Origin of the sequence: Streptomyces griseoviridis (assembly GCF_005222485.1) — a bacterium.
Classification (GTDB): domain Bacteria; phylum Actinomycetota; class Actinomycetes; order Streptomycetales; family Streptomycetaceae; genus Streptomyces; species Streptomyces hintoniae.
Genome location: NZ_CP029078.1, coordinates 8,523,951 through 8,541,557 on the forward strand (window position 1 = coordinate 8,523,951; position 17,607 = coordinate 8,541,557).

General features: G+C 73.2%; 19 protein-coding genes. 9 read left to right on the forward strand and 10 right to left on the reverse strand.

Annotated elements, in window-relative coordinates; all coding sequences use genetic code 11:
• Positions 1–20: 20 nt before the first annotated feature.
• Positions 21–803 carry an SDR family NAD(P)-dependent oxidoreductase gene (locus DDJ31_RS36760; protein ID WP_127176097.1) on the reverse strand — a complete coding sequence of 261 codons (783 nt, stop codon included), beginning with the start codon at positions 801–803 and terminating at the stop codon, positions 21–23.
• A gap of 7 nt (positions 804–810) precedes the next feature.
• Positions 811–1,479, reverse strand: a complete 669-nt coding sequence (locus DDJ31_RS36765) for a TetR family transcriptional regulator (RefSeq protein WP_127176096.1) — start codon at positions 1,477–1,479, stop codon at positions 811–813.
• 182 nt (positions 1,480–1,661) lie between these two features.
• Between DDJ31_RS36765 and DDJ31_RS36770 the strand changes: the two genes are divergently transcribed.
• The 3 genes from DDJ31_RS36770 to DDJ31_RS36780 all read left to right on the forward strand — a co-directional run bounded on the left by DDJ31_RS36770 (position 1,662) and on the right by DDJ31_RS36780 (position 5,051).
• The gene (locus DDJ31_RS36770; RefSeq protein ID WP_127176095.1) at positions 1,662–3,011 is read left to right on the forward strand and encodes a transaminase; all 1,350 of its coding nucleotides are present in this window, start codon (positions 1,662–1,664) and stop codon (positions 3,009–3,011) included.
• A gap of 50 nt (positions 3,012–3,061) precedes the next feature.
• Positions 3,062–3,502, forward strand: coding sequence for an Lrp/AsnC family transcriptional regulator (locus DDJ31_RS36775; RefSeq protein WP_127176094.1), 441 nt, complete (start codon positions 3,062–3,064; stop codon positions 3,500–3,502).
• 298 nt (positions 3,503–3,800) lie between these two features.
• Positions 3,801–5,051 (forward strand): cation:proton antiporter, encoded by a 1,251-nt coding sequence (locus tag DDJ31_RS36780; RefSeq protein WP_240677945.1) that lies wholly within the window; start codon positions 3,801–3,803, stop codon positions 5,049–5,051.
• A gap of 54 nt (positions 5,052–5,105) precedes the next feature.
• Here DDJ31_RS36780 and DDJ31_RS36785 read toward each other — a convergent pair whose 3' ends face one another.
• Together DDJ31_RS36785 and DDJ31_RS36790 are read right to left on the reverse strand one after the other, a co-directional pair.
• Positions 5,106–5,765, reverse strand: coding sequence for a response regulator (locus tag DDJ31_RS36785; protein WP_127176093.1), 660 nt, complete (start codon positions 5,763–5,765; stop codon positions 5,106–5,108).
• Entirely contained in the window at positions 5,725–6,720 is a 996-nt protein-coding gene (locus DDJ31_RS36790) for a HAMP domain-containing sensor histidine kinase (RefSeq protein ID WP_127176092.1), read from the reverse strand. The genes DDJ31_RS36785 and DDJ31_RS36790 overlap by 41 nt, the downstream gene beginning before the upstream one ends.
• Positions 6,721–6,941: 221 nt before the next feature.
• Between DDJ31_RS36790 and DDJ31_RS36795 the strand changes: the two genes are divergently transcribed.
• Positions 6,942–7,211, forward strand: a complete 270-nt coding sequence (locus DDJ31_RS36795; protein WP_240677944.1) for a DUF3040 domain-containing protein — start codon at positions 6,942–6,944, stop codon at positions 7,209–7,211.
• A gap of 120 nt (positions 7,212–7,331) precedes the next feature.
• Positions 7,332–7,775: a hypothetical protein gene (locus DDJ31_RS36800; protein ID WP_127176091.1), complete on the forward strand. Its 444-nt coding sequence runs from the start codon at positions 7,332–7,334 to the stop codon at positions 7,773–7,775.
• A gap of 10 nt (positions 7,776–7,785) precedes the next feature.
• Here the strand turns inward: DDJ31_RS36800 and DDJ31_RS36805 are convergent, their stop codons facing one another.
• Positions 7,786–9,222, reverse strand: coding sequence for a lamin tail domain-containing protein (locus tag DDJ31_RS36805; RefSeq protein ID WP_127176090.1), 1,437 nt, complete (start codon positions 9,220–9,222; stop codon positions 7,786–7,788).
• A gap of 131 nt (positions 9,223–9,353) precedes the next feature.
• Positions 9,354–9,929 carry a MarR family winged helix-turn-helix transcriptional regulator gene (locus DDJ31_RS36810; RefSeq protein WP_127176089.1) on the reverse strand — a complete coding sequence of 192 codons (576 nt, stop codon included), beginning with the start codon at positions 9,927–9,929 and terminating at the stop codon, positions 9,354–9,356.
• A 135-nt stretch (positions 9,930–10,064) separates the two neighbouring features.
• On the opposite strand from DDJ31_RS36810, the gene DDJ31_RS36815 reads away from it, so the two are divergent.
• Positions 10,065–11,270 carry an FAD-dependent monooxygenase gene (locus DDJ31_RS36815; RefSeq protein ID WP_127176088.1) on the forward strand — a complete coding sequence of 402 codons (1,206 nt, stop codon included), beginning with the start codon at positions 10,065–10,067 and terminating at the stop codon, positions 11,268–11,270.
• 15 nt (positions 11,271–11,285) lie between these two features.
• Here DDJ31_RS36815 and DDJ31_RS36820 read toward each other — a convergent pair whose 3' ends face one another.
• Positions 11,286–12,284, reverse strand: a complete 999-nt coding sequence (locus DDJ31_RS36820) for an aldo/keto reductase family protein (protein WP_127176087.1) — start codon at positions 12,282–12,284, stop codon at positions 11,286–11,288.
• A gap of 395 nt (positions 12,285–12,679) precedes the next feature.
• Here DDJ31_RS36820 and DDJ31_RS36825 point away from each other — a divergent pair, with 395 nt between their 5' ends.
• Together DDJ31_RS36825 and DDJ31_RS36830 are read left to right on the forward strand one after the other, a co-directional pair.
• Positions 12,680–14,227 (forward strand): MFS transporter, encoded by a 1,548-nt coding sequence (locus DDJ31_RS36825; protein WP_206280781.1) that lies wholly within the window; start codon positions 12,680–12,682, stop codon positions 14,225–14,227.
• 98 nt (positions 14,228–14,325) lie between these two features.
• Positions 14,326–15,306: an Lrp/AsnC family transcriptional regulator gene (locus DDJ31_RS36830; RefSeq protein ID WP_127176085.1), complete on the forward strand. Its 981-nt coding sequence runs from the start codon at positions 14,326–14,328 to the stop codon at positions 15,304–15,306.
• A gap of 40 nt (positions 15,307–15,346) precedes the next feature.
• Here DDJ31_RS36830 and DDJ31_RS36835 read toward each other — a convergent pair whose 3' ends face one another.
• From DDJ31_RS36835 to DDJ31_RS36845, 3 genes are all read right to left on the reverse strand, one after another.
• Complete coding sequence (locus DDJ31_RS36835) at positions 15,347–15,721, reverse strand: roadblock/LC7 domain-containing protein (RefSeq protein ID WP_093830152.1); 375 nt, start codon at positions 15,719–15,721, stop codon at positions 15,347–15,349.
• Between the two features lie 159 nt (positions 15,722–15,880).
• Complete coding sequence (locus DDJ31_RS36840) at positions 15,881–16,732, reverse strand: hypothetical protein (protein ID WP_127176084.1); 852 nt, start codon at positions 16,730–16,732, stop codon at positions 15,881–15,883.
• Positions 16,729–17,079 carry a hypothetical protein gene (locus DDJ31_RS36845; protein ID WP_127176083.1) on the reverse strand — a complete coding sequence of 117 codons (351 nt, stop codon included), beginning with the start codon at positions 17,077–17,079 and terminating at the stop codon, positions 16,729–16,731. The genes DDJ31_RS36840 and DDJ31_RS36845 overlap by 4 nt, the downstream gene beginning before the upstream one ends.
• A 162-nt stretch (positions 17,080–17,241) precedes the next feature.
• Here DDJ31_RS36845 and DDJ31_RS36850 point away from each other — a divergent pair, with 162 nt between their 5' ends.
• On the forward strand, positions 17,242–17,607 hold the full coding sequence (locus DDJ31_RS36850) for a hypothetical protein (RefSeq protein WP_127176082.1): 366 nt from the start codon (positions 17,242–17,244) through the stop codon (positions 17,605–17,607).

The following is a 17,607-nucleotide window of genomic DNA, read 5'->3' on the forward strand; positions in this document are numbered from 1 at the left end:
GGGACTCCTCTCCCTGCGGCTCAGACGGCGGTGTAGGCGCCGTCGACGAGGTGGTAGCTGCCCGCCACGAACGAGGCGCGGTCCGACAGCAGGAAGGCGATCAGCTCGGCGACCTCCTCGGGGGTGCCGAGCCGGCCGGCCGGGTGCAGGCCCACCAGACCGTCGTAGGCGGCCTGGTCCATCGTGCGCAGCAGGGGCGTCTCGATGAAGCCGGGGCCGACGGCGTTGATCCGGATGCCCTCGGCGGCGTACTCGGCGGCGGCGGACTTGGTCAGGCCGACCACGCCGTGCTTGGCGGCCACGTAGGCGGGGGAGCCCGCGAAGGCGACCGTGCCGAGGATGGAGGCCACGTTGACGATGGCGCCGCCCTTGCCCGACGCCTGGATCGCCGGGATCTCGTGGCGCAGGGAGTAGAAGACGCCGTCGAGGTTGGTGCGCACGACCCGGTCGTAGGCGTCGATGTCGTACGCGCCGGTGGGCGCGCTGGGGCCGCCGATGCCCGCGTTGTTGACGGCCAGGTCGAGACCGCCGAAGGTGTCGACGGCGAAGGCGACGGCGGCGGCCACGGACGCCGGAACGGTCACGTCCAGCTCGACGGCGGCGGCCTTGATGCCCTCGGCCCTGAGGCCGGCGGCGGCCTGCTCGGCGCCCTCGGCGTTGTGGTCCGCGATGACGACGGCGGCCCCGCCCGCGCCGAGGCGGCGGGCGGTGGCGAGCCCGATGCCGGAGGCGGAGCCGGTGACCAGCGCGGTCCTGCCGGCGAACTCGGTGGCGTAGTCGGGGGTGTGCGGGGTGGTGCTCATGGTGCCTTCACTCTTCGGTAGTGCCATCGGTGACCGCGGCCGCGGCCTCCGAGATCAGGGCGTCGTAGGCCCGCTCCACCAGGGCGGCGAGGTCTGCGGCTCCCGAGTCGTGGTCCGATCCGGCGCGCGCCCAGGCGCGCAGCGCGGCGGTGAGGACGCCGGCGGCGGCGTCGACCACGACGGCCGGGCGCAGGTCCCGGACGTCGTCGGTGCCGAGCCGGTCGGCGATGATGCGGATCGACTCCTCCTGGGCGTCGACCCGGATGCGTTCGTACGCGGCGAACAGCGCGGGCTCGCCGTCCACCACCGCCAGCAGCCTGCGCATCCTGGGCCTGACGTGCCAGGCCGGGTTCTCCCGGTCGGCCAGCCAGCCGCGCACGGCCCGCCGGTAGGCGAGGAGCGGGGGTTCGGCGGCGGGCCGCGCGCGCAGCAGGGCGTTGATGCGGTCGCCGTCGCCGCGGACGAAGTCGAGGGCCGCGTCCTCCTTGCCGGTGAAGTACCGGCTGAAGGTGCGGCGGGTGACGTCGGCGTGCTCCGCGATCGCCTCGACGGTGGTGGCGGCCAGGCCGCGGTCGAGGATCAGGCCGACGGCGGCGGCGGCCATCGCGTCGCGCGTCTGCCGCGCCTTGCGGGCCCGCCGGTCCTCCGTCGTGCTGTTCGGCTCCGTTGCCTTCATGCCCCTGAGCGTACTCCTCGATGTCCCCTCGGGACATCTTGCCCGATGGGACATCTGTCCCACCGGGACAACACGCATGATCCGTGTGTCCTGACAACGGAATCCTTCGTCGAGCCTTGAGGTCATCGCGGTATCCGTCGTAGCCTCCTGCTGTTCGAACGGCCCCAGACGCAGAGGTGACCATGGACCGCGCCCGCCTTCAGGATCTACTCGACCGCGAAACCGCGGAGGCCGCACGTCGGGGACCCCGCTCCCGCGGCGCCTACGGACGGGCCGAGCACCTCTTCGGCCGGGTGCCGATGACCTGGATGAACAAGACCGCAGGCCCCTTCCCGCGCTACCTGGCGACGGCCCGCGGCGCCCGGGTCACCGACATCGACGGGCAGGAGTACATCGACTTCTGCCTCGGCGACACCGGCGCGATGGCGGGACACTCGCCCGCGCCGGTGGCCGAGGCCGTCCAGCGCCGCTTCACCGACCTCGGCGGCGCCACCGCGATGCTCCCCACCGAGGACGCGGAATGGGTCGGCGCCGAGCTGACCCGCCGCTTCGGACTCGCCCGCTGGAGCTTCTCGCTGACCGCCACCGACGCCAACCGCTGGGCCATCAGGCTCGCCCGCGCCGTCACCGGCCGCCCCAAGATCCTGGTCAACAGCTACAGCTACCACGGCAGCGTCGACGAGTCCCTCATCGTCGTCGGCGAGGACGGCGCGGGAGCGCCCCGCCCCGGCAACGTCGGCGCCCCCTGCGACGTCACCCTCACCAGCCGGGTCGCCGAGTTCAACGACCTGGCGCAGCTGGAGCGGGCCCTCGCCCACGGCGACGTCGCCGCCGTCCTGATGGAACCCGCGCTCACCAACATCGGCATCGTGCTGCCCGAGCCCGGCTATCTGGCCGGCGTGCGCGAACTGACGCGCGCCCACGGCACGTTGCTCATCAACGACGAGACCCACACCTTCTCTGCGGGACCCGGCGGCTGCACCGCGGCCTGGGGCCTGGAACCCGATCTGCTCACCATCGGCAAGGCCATCGGCGGCGGCGTCCCGGCCGGCGCCTACGGGCTCAGCGCCGACCTCGCCGACCGGCTGCTGGGCCGCGCCGACCTCGACCTGGTCGACATGGGAGGCGTCGGCGGCACCCTGGCGGGCAACGCGCTCTCGGTCGCCGCCACCCGCGCCACCCTCGAACACGTCCTGACCGACGCGGCGTTCGCCCGGATGACGGCCCTCTCCGAGCGGTTCGCGGCCGGCGTCCGCGCGGGCATCGAGGCGCACGCCCTGCCCTGGTCGGTCAGCCTGCTCGGGGCCCGCAGCGAGTACCGCTTCGCCGACCCGGCGCCCCGCACCGGCACCGCGTCGGCGGCGGCCGCCGACCCCGCCCTCGAGGACTACCTGCACCTCTACCTGGCCAACCGGGGCATCCTCCTCACCCCGTTCCACAACATGGCCCTGATGTGCCCGGACACCACCGCGCGCGACGTCGACACGCACACCGAGGTGTTCGCCGCGGCCCTGACCGAACTCACCGCCTGAGCAGCGCCGATAGGCTCACCGCAGCCGAACCGAGAGGGAGGAAGCCGACCGTGGACGAGATCGACCGGGCCATCCTGCGCGAGCTGCAGAGCGACGGCCGCATCGCCTACGCCGACCTCGGACCCAGGGTCGGCCTGTCCGCGTCCGCCGCCCGGCAGCGGCTGCAACGCCTGCTGGACTCCAAGGCCGTCCAGGTCGTCGGCGTCACCGACCCGATGGCCATGGGCGGCCAGGCCATGGCCCTGCTCGGCATCACCGTCGACGGCGACCCGCGCGCCGTCGCCGACGAACTTGCCGCCCGCGCCGAGGTCGTCTACGCGGTCCTCACCTCGGGCGGCTTCGACCTGTTCGCCGAGGTCGTCACACCGGGCCCGCGCGAACTGCTCGACTTCGTCAACGACGTCGTCCGCCCGGTCGAGGGCGTCAGCGGCGTCCAGTCGTTCCCGTACTTCGGCATCCACACCCACCGGTTCCTGTGGGACGTCGGCTGAGCGAAGCGCACGGGGCGAACCCGGTCCGATGCCGATATGGGTGACGCAACGGATGGTGACCGGTACACCCGATCGACGAGGGTGGGAGAAGGCTGAGGCTGCCTGCCGATGAGGGCGCCGCGGTGCGGTCGTCGACGACCGGCCGACGGTGATTTCGGAGATCCGGCAGCCCGCCGCGCGACCGGCGCTGACCATGCGTCCGGCCACGAGTACGACGACTCCCAGGGAAGGGGACTCCTCATCCACCCCCGTCAGTTGAAGCCATCCAGCCCCCGCGACCGCGCGAAGGCGGTGACCCGTGGGACACGCTGACACCCTCCTCGCCATGGGCGGCGCCTTCCTGGCCGCCGCGCTCCTCGCGCGTCTGGGCGGCAGGATCGGACTTCCGACGATTCCGCTGTTCATGCTCGCCGGGATCCTGCTGGGCCCGCACACCCCGGGCCTGGTCCTGGTCGAGGACGCGCACGACTTCGAGATGCTCTCCGCGCTCGGCCTGGTGCTGCTCCTGTTCTACCTGGGCCTCGAGTTCCACCTCGACGACCTCAAGAGCGGAGGACGGCGGCTGCTGGCCGCCGGGGGCGTCTATCTGCTCCTGAACGTGGGCGCCGGCCTCGGATTCGGCTTCGCCCTCGGCTGGGGCACCCGGGAGGCGCTGGTCCTCGCCGGTGTCCTCGGCATCTCCTCGTCGGCGATCGTCACCAAGATCCTCATCGATCTGGGCCGCCTCGGCCGCCCCGAGACCCGGCTGATCCTCGGCGTCATCGTCGTCGAGGACATCTTCCTCGCCCTCTACCTCGCCGCGCTCCAGCCGGTCATCAGCGGCGCCGAGGGCGTCACCGAGACGGTCCTGCAGAGCGCGAAGGCGTTCGGCTTCCTGCTGGTGCTCGCCGCCGCCGCCCGCTACGGCACCCGCCTGGTCGGCCGGCTGATCGCCACCCGCGACAACGAACTCCTCGTGATCAGCTTCCTCGGCGCCGCCGTGCTGGTCGCCGGGGTCTCCGAGGTGCTCGGGGTCGCCGACGCCATCGGCGCGTTCATGGTCGGCCTGATCCTCGCCGGGACGCCGTCGGCGCCCCGCATACGCGAACTGGTCCACCCGCTGCGGGACGCCTTCGCCGCCATCTTCTTCTTCGCCTTCGGACTGGCCATCGACCCGGGCGACTTCGCGTCCGTGGCCGTCCCGGTCGCCGCGGCGGCCGGCCTGACCCTGGTGATGAACATCCTCGCCGGACTGCTCGTCGCCCGCCTCTACCGCTACGGCCCCGACATCGCCGCCGAGATCGCCACCACCCTCGTCGCGCGCGGCGAGTTCGCGCTGATCCTGGCCGCCATGGCGGCGAGCGCCGGACTCGATCCCAGGCTCGCCCCGTTCATCGCCGGCTACGTGCTCGTCCTCGCGGTCCTCGGACCCATCCTCGCGGGCCGCGCCGATCTCTTCGCCCGGCTGCTCAAGACCGTCCTGCGCACCCCGGCCGCGCCCGCCGCCACCGGCGGCCCGCGGCCCGACACCGTCCCCGAACCCGCCCTCGCGGGCGAGTCGGAACGCTGACGCACCGTCAACTCATATCGCCCCGGGCCGGATTCGGCCCGGGGCGAGGCGCGTTCAGGGCTCGATCAGCCCCACCCGCACCGCGTACCGGGTGAGTTCCAGACGGTCCTTCAACCCCAGCTTCTGCAGCAGGTTGGCGCGGTGCCGCTCCACCGTGCGGTGGCTGATGACGAGCAACTCGGCGATCTGAACCGACGAATGGCCCTCCGCGACCAGCTTGAGGATCTCCTCCTCCCGGTCGGTGATGGTCCGGGCGGCGAGCGAGTCCCCGCCCCTGACCCGGCTCAGATAGTCCCGGATCAGCGCGTCCACCGCCCCCGGGTACAGGAACGGCTCACCGCGCAGGGTGGCCCGGCAGGCCGCGATCAGATCACGGTCCGCGACCGACTTCAGCACGTACCCGGCCGCGCCCGCCGCCAGCGCCTGGAAGAAGAACTGGTCGTTGTCGTACATCGTCAGCATCAGGATCGGCAGGTCAGGGCGGGTGCGGGACAGCTCGCGCGCGGCCTGGAGCCCGGTCAGCCGCGGCATCGCGATGTCGAGGATCGCCAGATCGGGCCGGTGCGCGTGCGCCTGGGCGACGGCATCGGCGCCGTCGTCGGCCTCGGCGACCACGGTCAGGTCGGGCTCGGTGTCGAGGATCAGCCGGACACCCCGTCTGACCAGGGCGTGGTCATCGGCGAGCAGGATGCGGGCGGGGGCCGGTTCGTGCATGGTCACGGCTCCGGTCGGGGGTCGGTACGGGAACGGTCAGACGTACTTCGGTGCCGCCGCGCGGTCCTGGACCAAGCACCAGGTCGGCGCCGACGAACAGGGCCCGCTCGCGCATCCCGCGCAGACCGGCGCCCTCGACGGCGTCGCCCAGCCCGACGCCGTCGTCGCACAGCCGCAGCCGCACGCCCTCCGGCGAGCGGGCGAGGGTCAGTTCGGCCTCCCGCGCGCGGGCGTGCCGTGCCGTGTTGGTGAGCCCCTCCTGCGCGACCCGGTACAGGACCAGCTCCGACTCCTGGTCGAGCGGCGGGAGTCCGCCCTCCAGGTGGAGCCTGACCGTGCAGGCGGAGCTGCTGAAGTCGGCGGCCAGCTCCTTGAGGGCGCTCGTCAGGCCGAGTTCCTCCAGGACACCAGGGCGCAGCCTGCGGGCGATGCGCCGGATCTCGTCGAGCCCGGAACGGGTGGTCTCCTGCACCTGCCGCAACTGCGCGCCCAGTTCGGGCGGCGCCTGGTCGGCGGTCCGCTTCAGCTCCAGCAGCACGGCGGTGAGGGTCTGGCCCACCTCGTCGTGCAACTCCTGCGCGATGCGCTGGCGTTCGGCCTCCTGCGCGGAGAGCGCGCGGGCACTGCTGGTGGCCCGCTCGTCCTCCAGCCGGTCGAGCATGGTGTGGTAGGCCGCGATCAGCTCCGCGACCTCGCCGTGCCCGGCCACCGCGGGCCGCCGGCCAGGACGCAGCAGGTCGATGGTGTTCATCGCCCGGGACAGCCGTTGCAGCGGCGCCAGGCCCACCCGCACCAGCAGCGCGTTCGCCACCAGCATCGCCGCGAGCCCGACGCTGAGGACCGCGGCCTCCGTGAGCAGCACCGGCGTCGAGACGGTGACCGGTCCGAGGAGCAGACCGGTGGCCACGATCAGGACGACGGCGTTCAGCAGGAAGATCCGCCAGAACAGGGGCACCGCGCTCCGCCTTCCGGGTTCGATTCACGGCATCCGCGGCGTGACGGGATGCCGACCTTGCCCCCAGCGTGCGGGCCGGGCACGATGGCGGCCATCCGTGACGTCCCTCATCTTCGAGGATGGGGGTCGACCACCCCGGCTGTTGAGCGGTGGACCCGATGGTCGCGGGGTGCCGAGGCGGGAGAGACTCCGAGCACCGCCCGCCCTGGAGAGGAGCAGCCGTGCCCCGCTACGACGCAGGAAGCCTGGCCGATCTCGAAGCCCGACTGGAACGCGACGATCCACGCTTCGCCCGCTCCCTCGCCACCGGACGCCCCATCCGGCCGCGCGAGTACCGGCGGGCGGGCACCTGGGCCGCGCTCGCCGTCAGCACCGTCGTCCTGCTGGTCGGGGTCGTGGTCGCGCACGGCCTGCTCATCGCGGCCGGCCTGGTCTTCATGGGGGTCGCCGCCCAGCTCCTCGACCCGACCCGTTCGAGGACCGGCCGCTGAGGGACCAGTACGCGGCTGCCGGCCGTCTTGACCCGTCCCGTAGGCTGGTCGCCCCGCTCGACCGTTTCTTCAGAGCGCTGTCACGGGGATCGGTGGCCAGGACAAGGAGGACCGGCCGGCATGATCGAGCGAATGACGTTGCGCGTGGCGGCCAGACCGGTGCCGCAGCCGGTCGCCGCGCCCCTGGTGTGGTTCGGGGCGTTCGGCGGTGCCGCGCTCCTGGTGGCCCTCCTCAACTCCACCGCGGGGCCCGGCCGTCCGCTGCTCGTCCTGGTGGCGCTGTCGGTGTTCGCGATCGTGCTCGGGCTCTGCGCGAGCTTCGCCGCGGCGCCGGGCACCGCCGTCCTGTGCTGGCTGTTCCTGAACGGCTTCGGGATACCGCCCGCGGGCACCCTCACCTGGGTCGCCCAGCGCGACGCCCGCTGGATAGCGTGCCTGCTCGGCGCGACCCTCGTCGGCACCCTGGTGGCCCGCGTGGTCAACGCCCGCGCCGCCTACCGCCACCTCACCCCGGCGGTCTTCACCGAGCCGCCGGAGACGGAGTCACCGCCTCCGGCGCGTTAGCGTCGACGCGTCAGCAGGCCAGGGTTCCCCTGCGCAGCGCGTGCGAGCCGGTGTTGCCGTCGTCGGACCAGTAGACCGGCTTGACGCCGCCGGCGCACTCACCCGCACCGGCCACCGCGAACCCCTCGTTGTTGAGATCGGGCATGCCACCGGGACGGTTGTACACGGCCGCGGTGGCGAAGGCGCCGTCCTGGCCGACCCGCATCGTGCGGTGCTGCCCGCCGCAGGTGTCGTCGCACACCACCCACAATCGCGCCGCCTGCGGCTCCCACTGGAGCTCCATCACGCCGGCCATGCCGCTGCCGAAGGACGCGACGCGGGTGAACGCGCCGGAATCGGCGAGGACATAGCCGTGGATCAGGCCGGTGCCCTCGACGCCGACGAAGAACACCCCGCCGGAGTGCGCCGGATAGCGGCCCGGGTCGTACGCGGCGCCCGTCGAGGCGTCCTTGAACCCGGCGCCGGTCAGGGTGGCGTCCGGTACCCAGGTGACGGCTTCGAGACCGAGGTTGGAGCCCACCGACGGCAGGTCGGGGGTGAGGTTCCACTCCTTGGCCGCGGTCAGCGTGGAGCCGGTGCCGCCGACGTCGTAGCGGAGCACGGAGAGCCTGCTGGTGCCGGACGCGTCGGCGTTCCGCTCGCTCGACACGAAGACCCCGGCCGAGGAGCCGGCGCCGGTGACGGTCACGCCCTCGCTGTCGGGGGCGCCCGACCCGCTCGGGAAGCGCAGCTTGCGGCCCGTGCCCCAGCCGCCCGCGCTGTCCGGCTTCCAGCCGCCCCCGCCGTCGGAGACCAGCCGCCACAGCGTGCCGTTGTTCTGCGCGGCCCACATCACGGCGCCCTCCTGGTAGAGGCCGCTGAGGTCCGAGCCGAAGACCCCGGAGGCGTCCGCGGTCGTCACCGCACTCCCGCCGGGCCAGGCCGCGGGGGTGCTTCCGCCGCCCGTGCCGCAGGAGTTGGCGGCGCCGAGGGTGAGCGCGGGGGCCTGGGTGAAGGCGCCGGTGCCGTCGGGGCAGCGGGACCACGACGGGTCGGAGTGCTTGTCCCAGCCGAAGCTGTCGACCAGCGTGCTGCCGTCGGCGAGGTACAGGCGTGCCTGGTCGGAGGAGCCGAGCCCGAACGCGGCGCGCACGTCGAAGGCGACGAACCCGCCGGCCGCGAGCGTCGTCCCGGCCGCGATCCGGTACTGGTTGCTCTTGTTGTCGTCCTTGAGGATCCAGCCGGAGAGATCGACGCTCGCCGCGCCCTTGTTGTACAGCTCTATCGAGTCGTCGACGTCTCCCGTCGTCACCACCTCGTTGATCCGGATGTCGTCGGCCGCGGCGGCTCGGGCGGGCGTGGGAGCCACCGCGGTCGCGCCGAGGGCCAGCGCCGTCGCGGCGACGGTGAGGAGGCTGAGCCGCAGACGCGGGGCGCCGGGCCGGCGGGGAGCGCGTGATCGGGTCACGGATTCCGTCCAGGGGTAGTTCTGACAGGCCGCCAGGACCCTCCCTGCCCAGGCCGAACGGCCGTACTCCCCAAAATGAGTTCGGGATGAACGGCACGAGAAGCGGCCGGGCGCCGGGGAGCCGCCCCGGTCTACCCGGCGGGCGGGTCGGGCGTCTCCTCCAGGGCCGCGAGACGGGCCGTGACGTCGTCGGTGAACCGGCCGAGCAGCCGGCCGAGGTCGGCGCGGTCCCGCTCCGACCAGTGGCCGATGGCGTCCGTGAACCAGCCGATCAGGGCGCTCGCGTATCGGTTCACGGCCGCGGCGCCCTCGGCGGTGGGCTCGATCAGGCTGGCCCGCCGGTCGTGCGGATCGGCCACCCGGCGCACCAGGCCGCGCCGCTCGAGGGCCTGCACCTGACGGGTGACGTGCGGGCCGACGACCTGCATCCGGTCGGCGATCTCTCCGACCCGCAGCGCCCGGTCGGCCGTGTGCAGCGTCATGAGCACGCCCGTCGCGGGCCGGTCGAGGGCGAGCCCGGCGGCCTCGGCCGCGCGCTCCGGGAGCCGCCCCCGGGTGACGGCGTTGCTCAGCTGCGCCAGCCGGGGGAGGACGGCGAGGGCGGTGGAGTCGGACGGGTCGGATGCGGATGCGGCCGGGTCGGCAGGGGCCGGCGCGGCGGGGTCGGGCGTGGCGGGGTCGGGCGCGGCCGGGGACGTAGGACTCATCGCGTCTCCACTTGCATACCTAAGTTAGGTATCTATATTGTCGAGGGTGTCATCGCGCCACCGGGCAGTGGCGCTTTCGGTCGAATTGCTTGACTAAGGTACGCATCTTTGGTGCGGACCGCCGGAAGGACCTCCATGAACCACTCCGCACACCGCACCGTCCTCATCTCGGGCGCGAGCATCGCGGGACCCGCCCTCGCCTACTGGCTCGACCGCTACGGCTTCGAGGTCACCGTCGTCGAGAAGGCGTCCGCCGTCAGGGGCGGCGGGTACGCCGTCGACATCCGGGGCACGGCCCGCGAAGCCGTCCGCCTGATGGGACTGCTCCCGCCCCTGCGCGCGGCGCACGTCGACACCGAGCGGCTCACCTTCGTGGACGCCGGCGGCGAGGTCATCGGCGTGGTCCGCCCCGAGGACATCACCGGCGGCGAGGAGGGCCAGGACCTGGAGGTGCGGCGCGGCGACCTCGCCGACGCCCTCTACGGCGCCGTCCGCGACCGCGTCGAGTTCCTCTTCGACGACTCCATCGCCACCCTGCGCGACACGGGCGACCGCGTCGACGTCACCTTCGAGGGCGGCGCCCGCCGCTCCTTCGACCTGGTCATCGGCGCCGACGGACTGCACTCGCACACCCGCGGCCTGGTCCTCGGCCCCGAGGACCCCTTCCACCGCTACCTCGGGTACACCTTCGCCGGCTTCACCCTCCCCAACGACCTCGGCCTCGCCCACGAAGGCGTCGCCTGGAACACCCCGGGCCGGGCCGCCATCCTCTACGCCCACGAGCCCGCCGAGCGGATGCACGGATTCCTCACCTTCGCCCGCGAGACCCCGCCCCTCGACGCCTTCCGCGACCCCGACGCGCAGCGCGACCTGGTCGCGGCCACCTTCCCCGAGCGCACCTGGCTGATCCCGCGCATGGTGGACGCCCTGCGCGCCGCCGACGACCTCTTCTTCGACGTCGTCAGCCAGATACACCTGCCCACCTGGTCGCACGGCCGGGTCGCGCTGGCGGGCGACGCCGCGCACGCCACCTCGTTCCTGTCGGGACAGGGTTCCAGCGTCTCCCTCGTCGGCGCCTACGTACTGGCGGGCGAACTGGCCACGCACGCCGGCCACACCGAGGCGTTCGCCGCCTACGAGCGGATCATGCGGCCCTTCGCCGAGCGCAACCAGGCCCTCGCGGGACCCGGCGGCACCTTCGTCACCCCGCGCACCCAGGAGATGCTCGACGCCCGCAACCGGGCGCTGCGCGAGGGGGTGCGCGGCGACGGACTGCCGGGCGACGAGCAGCACGCCGCCCACCGGGCCCTGCGGCTGCCCGACTACCGGCACGCCGAGTGAGCCCCGGCCGCCCGGTCAGCGGTGCTTGACGCCCGACTGCGCCAGGGCGGCGAGCTTCGGCCCGGAGACCGGCGCGTCGCCGAGCGCCTCGTCGACGGCGGCCAGCACGTCGTCCGTCAGCTCGACCCCGGAGGCGGCCGCGTTGGCGTGCACCTGCTCAGGGCGGGAGGCGCCGGTGATCGCGGACGCCACCTCACCCCGGCGCAGCACCCAGGCCAGCGCCAGGGTGGCCATGCTCAGCCCGGCCCCCTCGGCGATCGGCACCAGCCGCTGGACCGCCTCCAGAGCGGCGTCGTAGTAGACGATCTCGCGGGCGACGCCCATCGACTCGCTGGCGAACCTGCTGCCCTCGGGGACCGGCTCGCCCGGCCGGTACTTGCCGGTCAGCACGCCCTGCGCCAGCGGCGACCAGACGACCTGCGAGATGCCGTTGTCCGCGCAGAGGCCGAAGACCTCCGCCTCGGGCGCCTGCCACAGCATGGAGTACTGCGGCTGCGAGGAGACGAACAGCTCGGGCCCGGCGAAGTCGATCGCCGCCCTGATCTGCTCGGGCGTCCACTCGCTGAAGCCCAGATAACGCGCCTTGCCCTGCTCCACGACCTTCTGCAACGCCTCGACGGTGTCCTCGATCGGCACCTCGGGATCGAACCGGTGCGCCTGGTAGAGGTCGACATGGTCGGTCCGCAGGCGGGTCAGGGACGCGTCGATCTGCCGGGCGATCTGCGCGGGTGCCAGACCCCGGTCGGCGGGATCGTCGGACATCTGGCCCCAGACCTTGGTGGCCAGCACGTAGGAGTCGCGCGGGTGGGCGGAGAGGATCTCGCCCCAGGCGGACTCGGCGGCGCCCCGGCCGTAGACGTTGGCGGTGTCGAAGAAGGTGATCCCGGCGTCGAAGGCGGCCTCCGTGCACGCGCGGGTGCGGTCGGCCTCGATGCCGCCCGAGTAGGTCAGCCACGATCCGAGCGAGATCTCCGAGACCTCCAGGTCCGAGCTGCCGAGCTTGCGGTACCGCATGGATGCTCCTGTCGTCGGGGGACACCTGGGCTGTCTGGTCCCTCGGGAATTCTCGCCGTCGGCGGCGCGGTCTGCCAGAGATCGGCGGGCCGGGCGGGCGCGGTGCGGGCGGTCCGGCCTGATCCCGGCGGCCGCGACGGCGGCCCTGGCGCGGGCGGCTCGCCACTCGGCCGCCGCCGCACCGGGGACTGTCGAAAATCCTGTGATCATCGGGTCCCGATGTCGGATATCCGCGCTCCGGCGCCGGTGGCTGGATCTGAGCGGGTGCGCGACGGAAGGTGTGGGGCGTCGGCGGGCCCCGAGGCCCGCCGACATCCATGTCGCAAGGGAGAGTTTCCGTGAATGCCACGACCACGCCGGACACGCCACAGGAACGGCGGGCCGCCACCCTCGTCATGGCGTGTGTCGGCGTCTTCGTCGCCTACCTGCCGGTGACCACCGTCTCGGTGAGCCTGCCGGCCATCCAGCGCGCCCTGAACGCGTCGACCTCCCAACTGTCCTGGGTCTCCGACGCGTTCGTCCTGCCCATGGCCGCCCTCATCCTCACCGCGGGCGTCTTCGGCGAGGCGCACGGCCGCAAGAAGGTCTACCAGGCGGGCCTCGCCCTCAGCGGCCTCGGCGCCCTGGTCGCGCTCTGCGCGCCCACCGTCCAGGTGCTCTGGATCGGGCAGGCCCTGGCGGGCCTCGGCTCGGCCGCGCTGCTGCCCACCACCCTCGCCCTGATCAGCCACGCCGTGCCCGACCCCCGCGAGCGCGGCAAGTTCATCGGCCTCTGGGCCACCGCGCTCAGCGCGGCCCTGGCGCTCGGCCCCGTCCTCGCCGGCCTGGTCCTCGAACACGCCGCCTGGCGCTGGATCTACCTGTACGTGGTGCCCGCGTCCCTGCTCGCGATGGCGTTCGCCGCGAAGCTCCTGACCGACTCGCGGGCCCCCGGCGCCCGGCGCCTCGACTGGCCGGGCCAGATCACCGCCGCGCTGACGATCACCGCACTCGTCTACGGCATCATCGAGGGCGGCGCCGGGTCCTTCACCGACGCCAAGGTCCTGGTGGCGCTCTGCGTCGCCGCGGTCAGCGCCGTCGGATTCGTCCTGGCGGAGCTGCGCTCCACCGACCCGATGCTGGACCTGACGCTGTTCCGCAGCCCGGCCTTCACCGCGACCACCCTGATCGCCATGATCAGCTTCCTGGGTCTGATCGGCTTCTTCTTCACGCTCAGCCTCTACTTCGGACTCGTCCAGCGGCTCTCCACCCTGGACGCGGCCTGGCGGCTGCTGATCGTGACGGCGGTGCCGCTGCTGCTCGGCGCCCCCGTCGGCCGGCTCGTCCACCGGGTCTCGCCGCGCCTGCTCATCCCGGGCGGCCTGCTCGTCACCACCGCGGCCCTGCTCACCCTCACCGGCATCGACGCCGACACCTCGTTCGCGTCGCTGTCCTGGCGGCTCGCGCTGCTCGGCCTCGGCATGGCCTTCGTCATCACCCCCATGACCGCCACCGCCGTCAGCGCGGTGCCCTTCCGGCAGGCGGGCATGGCCGCCGCGGGCAACAACGCCTTCCGGCAGGTCGGCGGAGCGCTCGGACCCGCGGTGCTCGGCGCGCTGCTCTCCACCGAGGCGGTCGGCGCCCTGCCGGGCCACCTCACCGACGCGGGCCTCGGCGCCCAGGCGGTCGGCCAGGTCACCGCGGTCGCGGAGAGCGGCGGGATCGGCGCGGTGGGCGCGGTGGACCTCGGCGCGGACACCCCTCGGATGCTGGCCGCCCTCTCCGAGTCCTTCCTCGACGGCCTCCAGCTCTGCCTGCTGGTCGCCGCCGCCCTCACCCTGCTCGCCGCGGTGGTCGGCGCGGCCCTGCTGCGCGGCCCGAGCGCCCCGCCCCGCACCACGGCGGGCGGCCCTGGGCAGGCCCGCCCGAGCGAGGCCGAGGCGACCGCGCCCGCGCGGGTCTGACCCGCGGCCGGATCGCGGGTGTGCCACGGTGGGAGTCCCCGCCGTGGCACACCCGCGACGGCGCGACCCCCACTCCGCCGAACGGAGCGGCCCCCGGCATGACGGCACCACCCCCGCCCCTTGACACCCTGGACCTGGCGCTGATCCAGGCGCTCCAGTTCGACGGCCGCGCCCCCTTCAGCCGGATCGGCGCGGTCCTCGGCGTCTCCGACCAGACGGTCGCCCGGCGCTACCGGCGGCTGCGCTCCACCGCGGGGCTGCGGGTCGTCGGCGCGATCGACGAGAGCAGGCTCGGGCTCACCACCTGGATCCTGCGCCTCGGCTGCACCCCCGACGCGGCCGAGCAGCTCGCCGCCGCACTGGCCAGGCGCCCCGACACCGCCTACATCGACCTCGTCGCGGGCGGCACCGAGGTCATGTGCGCGATGCGCCCGCGCAGCCGACGCGACCGCGACGAACTCCTCCTCGGCAAGCTCAGGCGGACGCCCCGCGTCGTCTCCGTCGCCGCCCACTGCCTGCTGCACCTCTTCTACGGCGGCGCGCTCGCCAGGCTCGACAAGATCCACGCCCTGACGGCGGAGCAGCAGGCGGCGCTGCGCCCGGCACCGGTCGAGGCCGGCTCACGGCCCGTCACCCTCGACCCGGACGACGAGGCGCTCATGGCACTGCTGCGCCGCGACGGACGGACCCCGCTCGGTGAACTCCGGCTCGCCACCGGGCAGTCGGAGTCCGCGGTCAGGCGCCGCCTGGAGCGGCTGCGCTCCTCGGGCGTCCTCTACTTCGAGGCGCAGCACGATCACGCCTCCCTCGGCCAGGGCATCGGCGCCATGCTCTGGCTGACCGTCGCGCCGTCCGCGCTCGCCGACGTCGGTGAGGCGCTCGCCTCCCACTGGGAGGTGCGGTTCGCCGCCGCCACCACGGGCCCGGCCAACCTCGTCGCCTCCGTCGGATGCGCCGACACCGGCGCGTTCTACCGGTACCTGAGCCAAACGGTCGGCGCGCTGCCCGGGGTCAGGACCGTCGAGACGGCCCTGACCCTGCGGACGGTCAAGCAGCTCACGTACGAACCGGCGCGCTGACCGGCCCGCAGCGGGCCCGGGTTCAGCAGCGGGCCCCGGTTCAGGAGGCGACGTCCTTGTCCAGGTGACGGCGCAGCTCCGTCACCGTCGCCGGGATCTCACGGCGGAACGCGGCCTGGTCGAGCCCGTCGTCCGCGACGACGGCCAGCAGCGCGCGGTTGCCGACGGCCGTCACGATCACGTGCCCGGTGCTGCACTGCGCGCTGATCTCGCGGAGCGTGCCGGTGGACCCCTGGTCGGCGAGCCGGTTGCCGAGCGAGAGGGTGGCGGCGGCCACGGCCGCCATGGACTCCGCGTGCGTCTTGCTGACGTCACTGGTGACGACCAGGCCGTCCGAGGTGGCCAGGACGCTTTCGTTGACACCCATCACCTTGTCCCGCAGAGAGACGAGGAGGTCGTTCACAGGGTCGCTCATGGCGTCCTCTTTCATGTCGAGCGCGTGCGTGAGGGAGTGGGACGGGGTGCGGTCGCGGCATCCCGGGACGCGGCACCGCCGCGCGGGTGTGACCTGGCTAATCGGCGTGCCGGCATCCGTGCGCCACGACATCGTGATGAGGGCGGCGCGCTGGACATGTCAGGGTGCCCCGGTCGCGGGAGGGGCCGGCGCCGGCGTCGGGGCGTTGCGGCCGGGGAGTCTGCGGGGCAGTGGCACCGCGGCGGGCGGCGCGGGCACCGGGGCCGACGGCGTACGGGTCGCCGTGCTCGGCCGCTGGGGTGTGAGGGGCGCCGTCGGCTGCACCAGCCCGAGCGCGAGCAGCCTGCGCAGGTCGAGCATGACGGCGAAGAGACCGCGCCCGAGGGCGAAGGCGATGTCCCTCGGGGTCCTGCGGCCGTCCGTGTTGGCCAGCACGTCCTGGTGCCGGGCGGGCAACGCGCCGACGGCTCCCGGCAGTTGGGCGGGGGCCGCCAACTGCATGCGGGTGCGGGCGAATTCGGCGACCGAGCCGGGCCCGCCCGCCAGCAGTCCGGTGCGCCGGGAGATCTCCGTGACGAGCCGCTCGGGGGTGATGCCCGCGTTGCGGTACAGCACCGGGACGGGCTCGGTGACCTCCCAGCCCTCGGGACGGCTGAGGGAGAGCGCGAACGCGGCATCGAACAGCGCGCTCAGGCTGATGATCTCCAACTCGCCCGCGCCGACCAGCTCCTGGGCGACCAGTTCCTCGGCGAGACGGCCGTGGGTGGTGTCCGCGGCGCAGACCGCCGACCAGGCTTCCTCGGTGATCCGCCCCGACCTCAGCAGCAGGCTCTCGACGTTCGGGGCGGCGGGTGTCTCCATCGCCACCACGAGGCCGTCGCGGAGGTGGAGGGTGCCGCCGGGGGAGCCGGTCAGCCGGACGGTGCGGGACTGCTTGCGGGACCGCAGATCCGCGAGCAGCGCGGGGATGTTGCGGGAGCCGGCGGCCGGCTCGGTGGTGTCGTCGATCATCGCAGCAGGTCGTCCGCGTGCTGTGCCAGGTCGCGCAGCGCCCAGGTGATGTTGGTCCGGTCCCGGTCGACGGTCGCGCACAGCAGCAGCGGGTCACCGGTCCGCTCCACCTGGAGCGTCACCAGGTGCCGGGTGGCGGTCGTCACGATCACGCTCTCCAAGTCGCCCTCGGCGCCGGCCTGATGGAGCCGGGTGCGGGCGATGTCGGCTATGTCACAGGCGTCCTGGCTGCCGCTGACGTCGCCGAGTTCTCCGTAGGAGAGGCCGGTCACCGCGTCCAGGAGCGCGGCTCCGCCGATGCCCTGTGTTTTCAGGGTGTCCCCGAGTGCGACATCGAGCGATGACAACACTTCCCCCTTAGGTCGCTCCGTCTGCACAGTACTTTATTTGCCAACTATTGCAACACTGGCCAAAGATGGCATTGTCTGAACGCGCGCGGTACATAAAGAGACCGTTCTTGCGCCACGACTGCTCGTCTTGAGGGTCGTCAAGGAATCGAGGGCACCACCGTGAACATTGAGACCACGCTCAAGGAAGCCATGGCCATCGAAGGGGCCGTCGGCGTGGCCCTGGTCGACTACGAGAGCGGCATGTCACTGGGCACGCTCGGCGGCGGCCCGCACCTCGACCTGGAGGTCGCGGCGGCCGGCAACACCGAGGTCCTGCGCGCCAAGCAGCGCACCCTGAAGTCCATCGAGATGGACGACCAGATCGAGGACATCCTCATCACCCTCGGCCAGCAGTACCACCTGATCCGGCCACTGGTGAGCACGCGGGGCTCCCTCTTCCTCTACCTGGCGCTCGACCGCTCCCGCAGCAACCTCGCCCTCGCCCGCCACAGCCTCAAGCGCCTCGAAGCCGGCCTGGAGGTCTGA

What these genes read in the sequence shown, in the direction of transcription:
- DDJ31_RS36760 (WP_127176097.1), bottom strand. Translation starts at nt 803, where the DNA reads ATGAGCACCACCCCGCACACCCCCGACTACGCCACCGAGTTCGCCGGC.
- DDJ31_RS36765 (WP_127176096.1), bottom strand. Translation starts at nt 1,479, where the DNA reads ATGAAGGCAACGGAGCCGAACAGCACGACGGAGGACCGGCGGGCCCGC.
- DDJ31_RS36770 (WP_127176095.1), top strand. Translation starts at nt 1,662, where the DNA reads ATGGACCGCGCCCGCCTTCAGGATCTACTCGACCGCGAAACCGCGGAG.
- DDJ31_RS36785 (WP_127176093.1), bottom strand. Translation starts at nt 5,765, where the DNA reads ATGCACGAACCGGCCCCCGCCCGCATCCTGCTCGCCGATGACCACGCC.
- DDJ31_RS36800 (WP_127176091.1), top strand. Translation starts at nt 7,332, where the DNA reads ATGATCGAGCGAATGACGTTGCGCGTGGCGGCCAGACCGGTGCCGCAG.
- DDJ31_RS36810 (WP_127176089.1), bottom strand. Translation starts at nt 9,929, where the DNA reads ATGAGTCCTACGTCCCCGGCCGCGCCCGACCCCGCCACGCCCGACCCC.
- DDJ31_RS36815 (WP_127176088.1), top strand. Translation starts at nt 10,065, where the DNA reads ATGAACCACTCCGCACACCGCACCGTCCTCATCTCGGGCGCGAGCATC.
- DDJ31_RS36820 (WP_127176087.1), bottom strand. Translation starts at nt 12,284, where the DNA reads ATGCGGTACCGCAAGCTCGGCAGCTCGGACCTGGAGGTCTCGGAGATC.
- DDJ31_RS36825 (WP_206280781.1), top strand. Translation starts at nt 12,680, where the DNA reads ATGGCGTGTGTCGGCGTCTTCGTCGCCTACCTGCCGGTGACCACCGTC.
- DDJ31_RS36830 (WP_127176085.1), top strand. Translation starts at nt 14,326, where the DNA reads ATGACGGCACCACCCCCGCCCCTTGACACCCTGGACCTGGCGCTGATC.
- DDJ31_RS36835 (WP_093830152.1), bottom strand. Translation starts at nt 15,721, where the DNA reads ATGAGCGACCCTGTGAACGACCTCCTCGTCTCTCTGCGGGACAAGGTG.
- DDJ31_RS36840 (WP_127176084.1), bottom strand. Translation starts at nt 16,732, where the DNA reads ATGATCGACGACACCACCGAGCCGGCCGCCGGCTCCCGCAACATCCCC.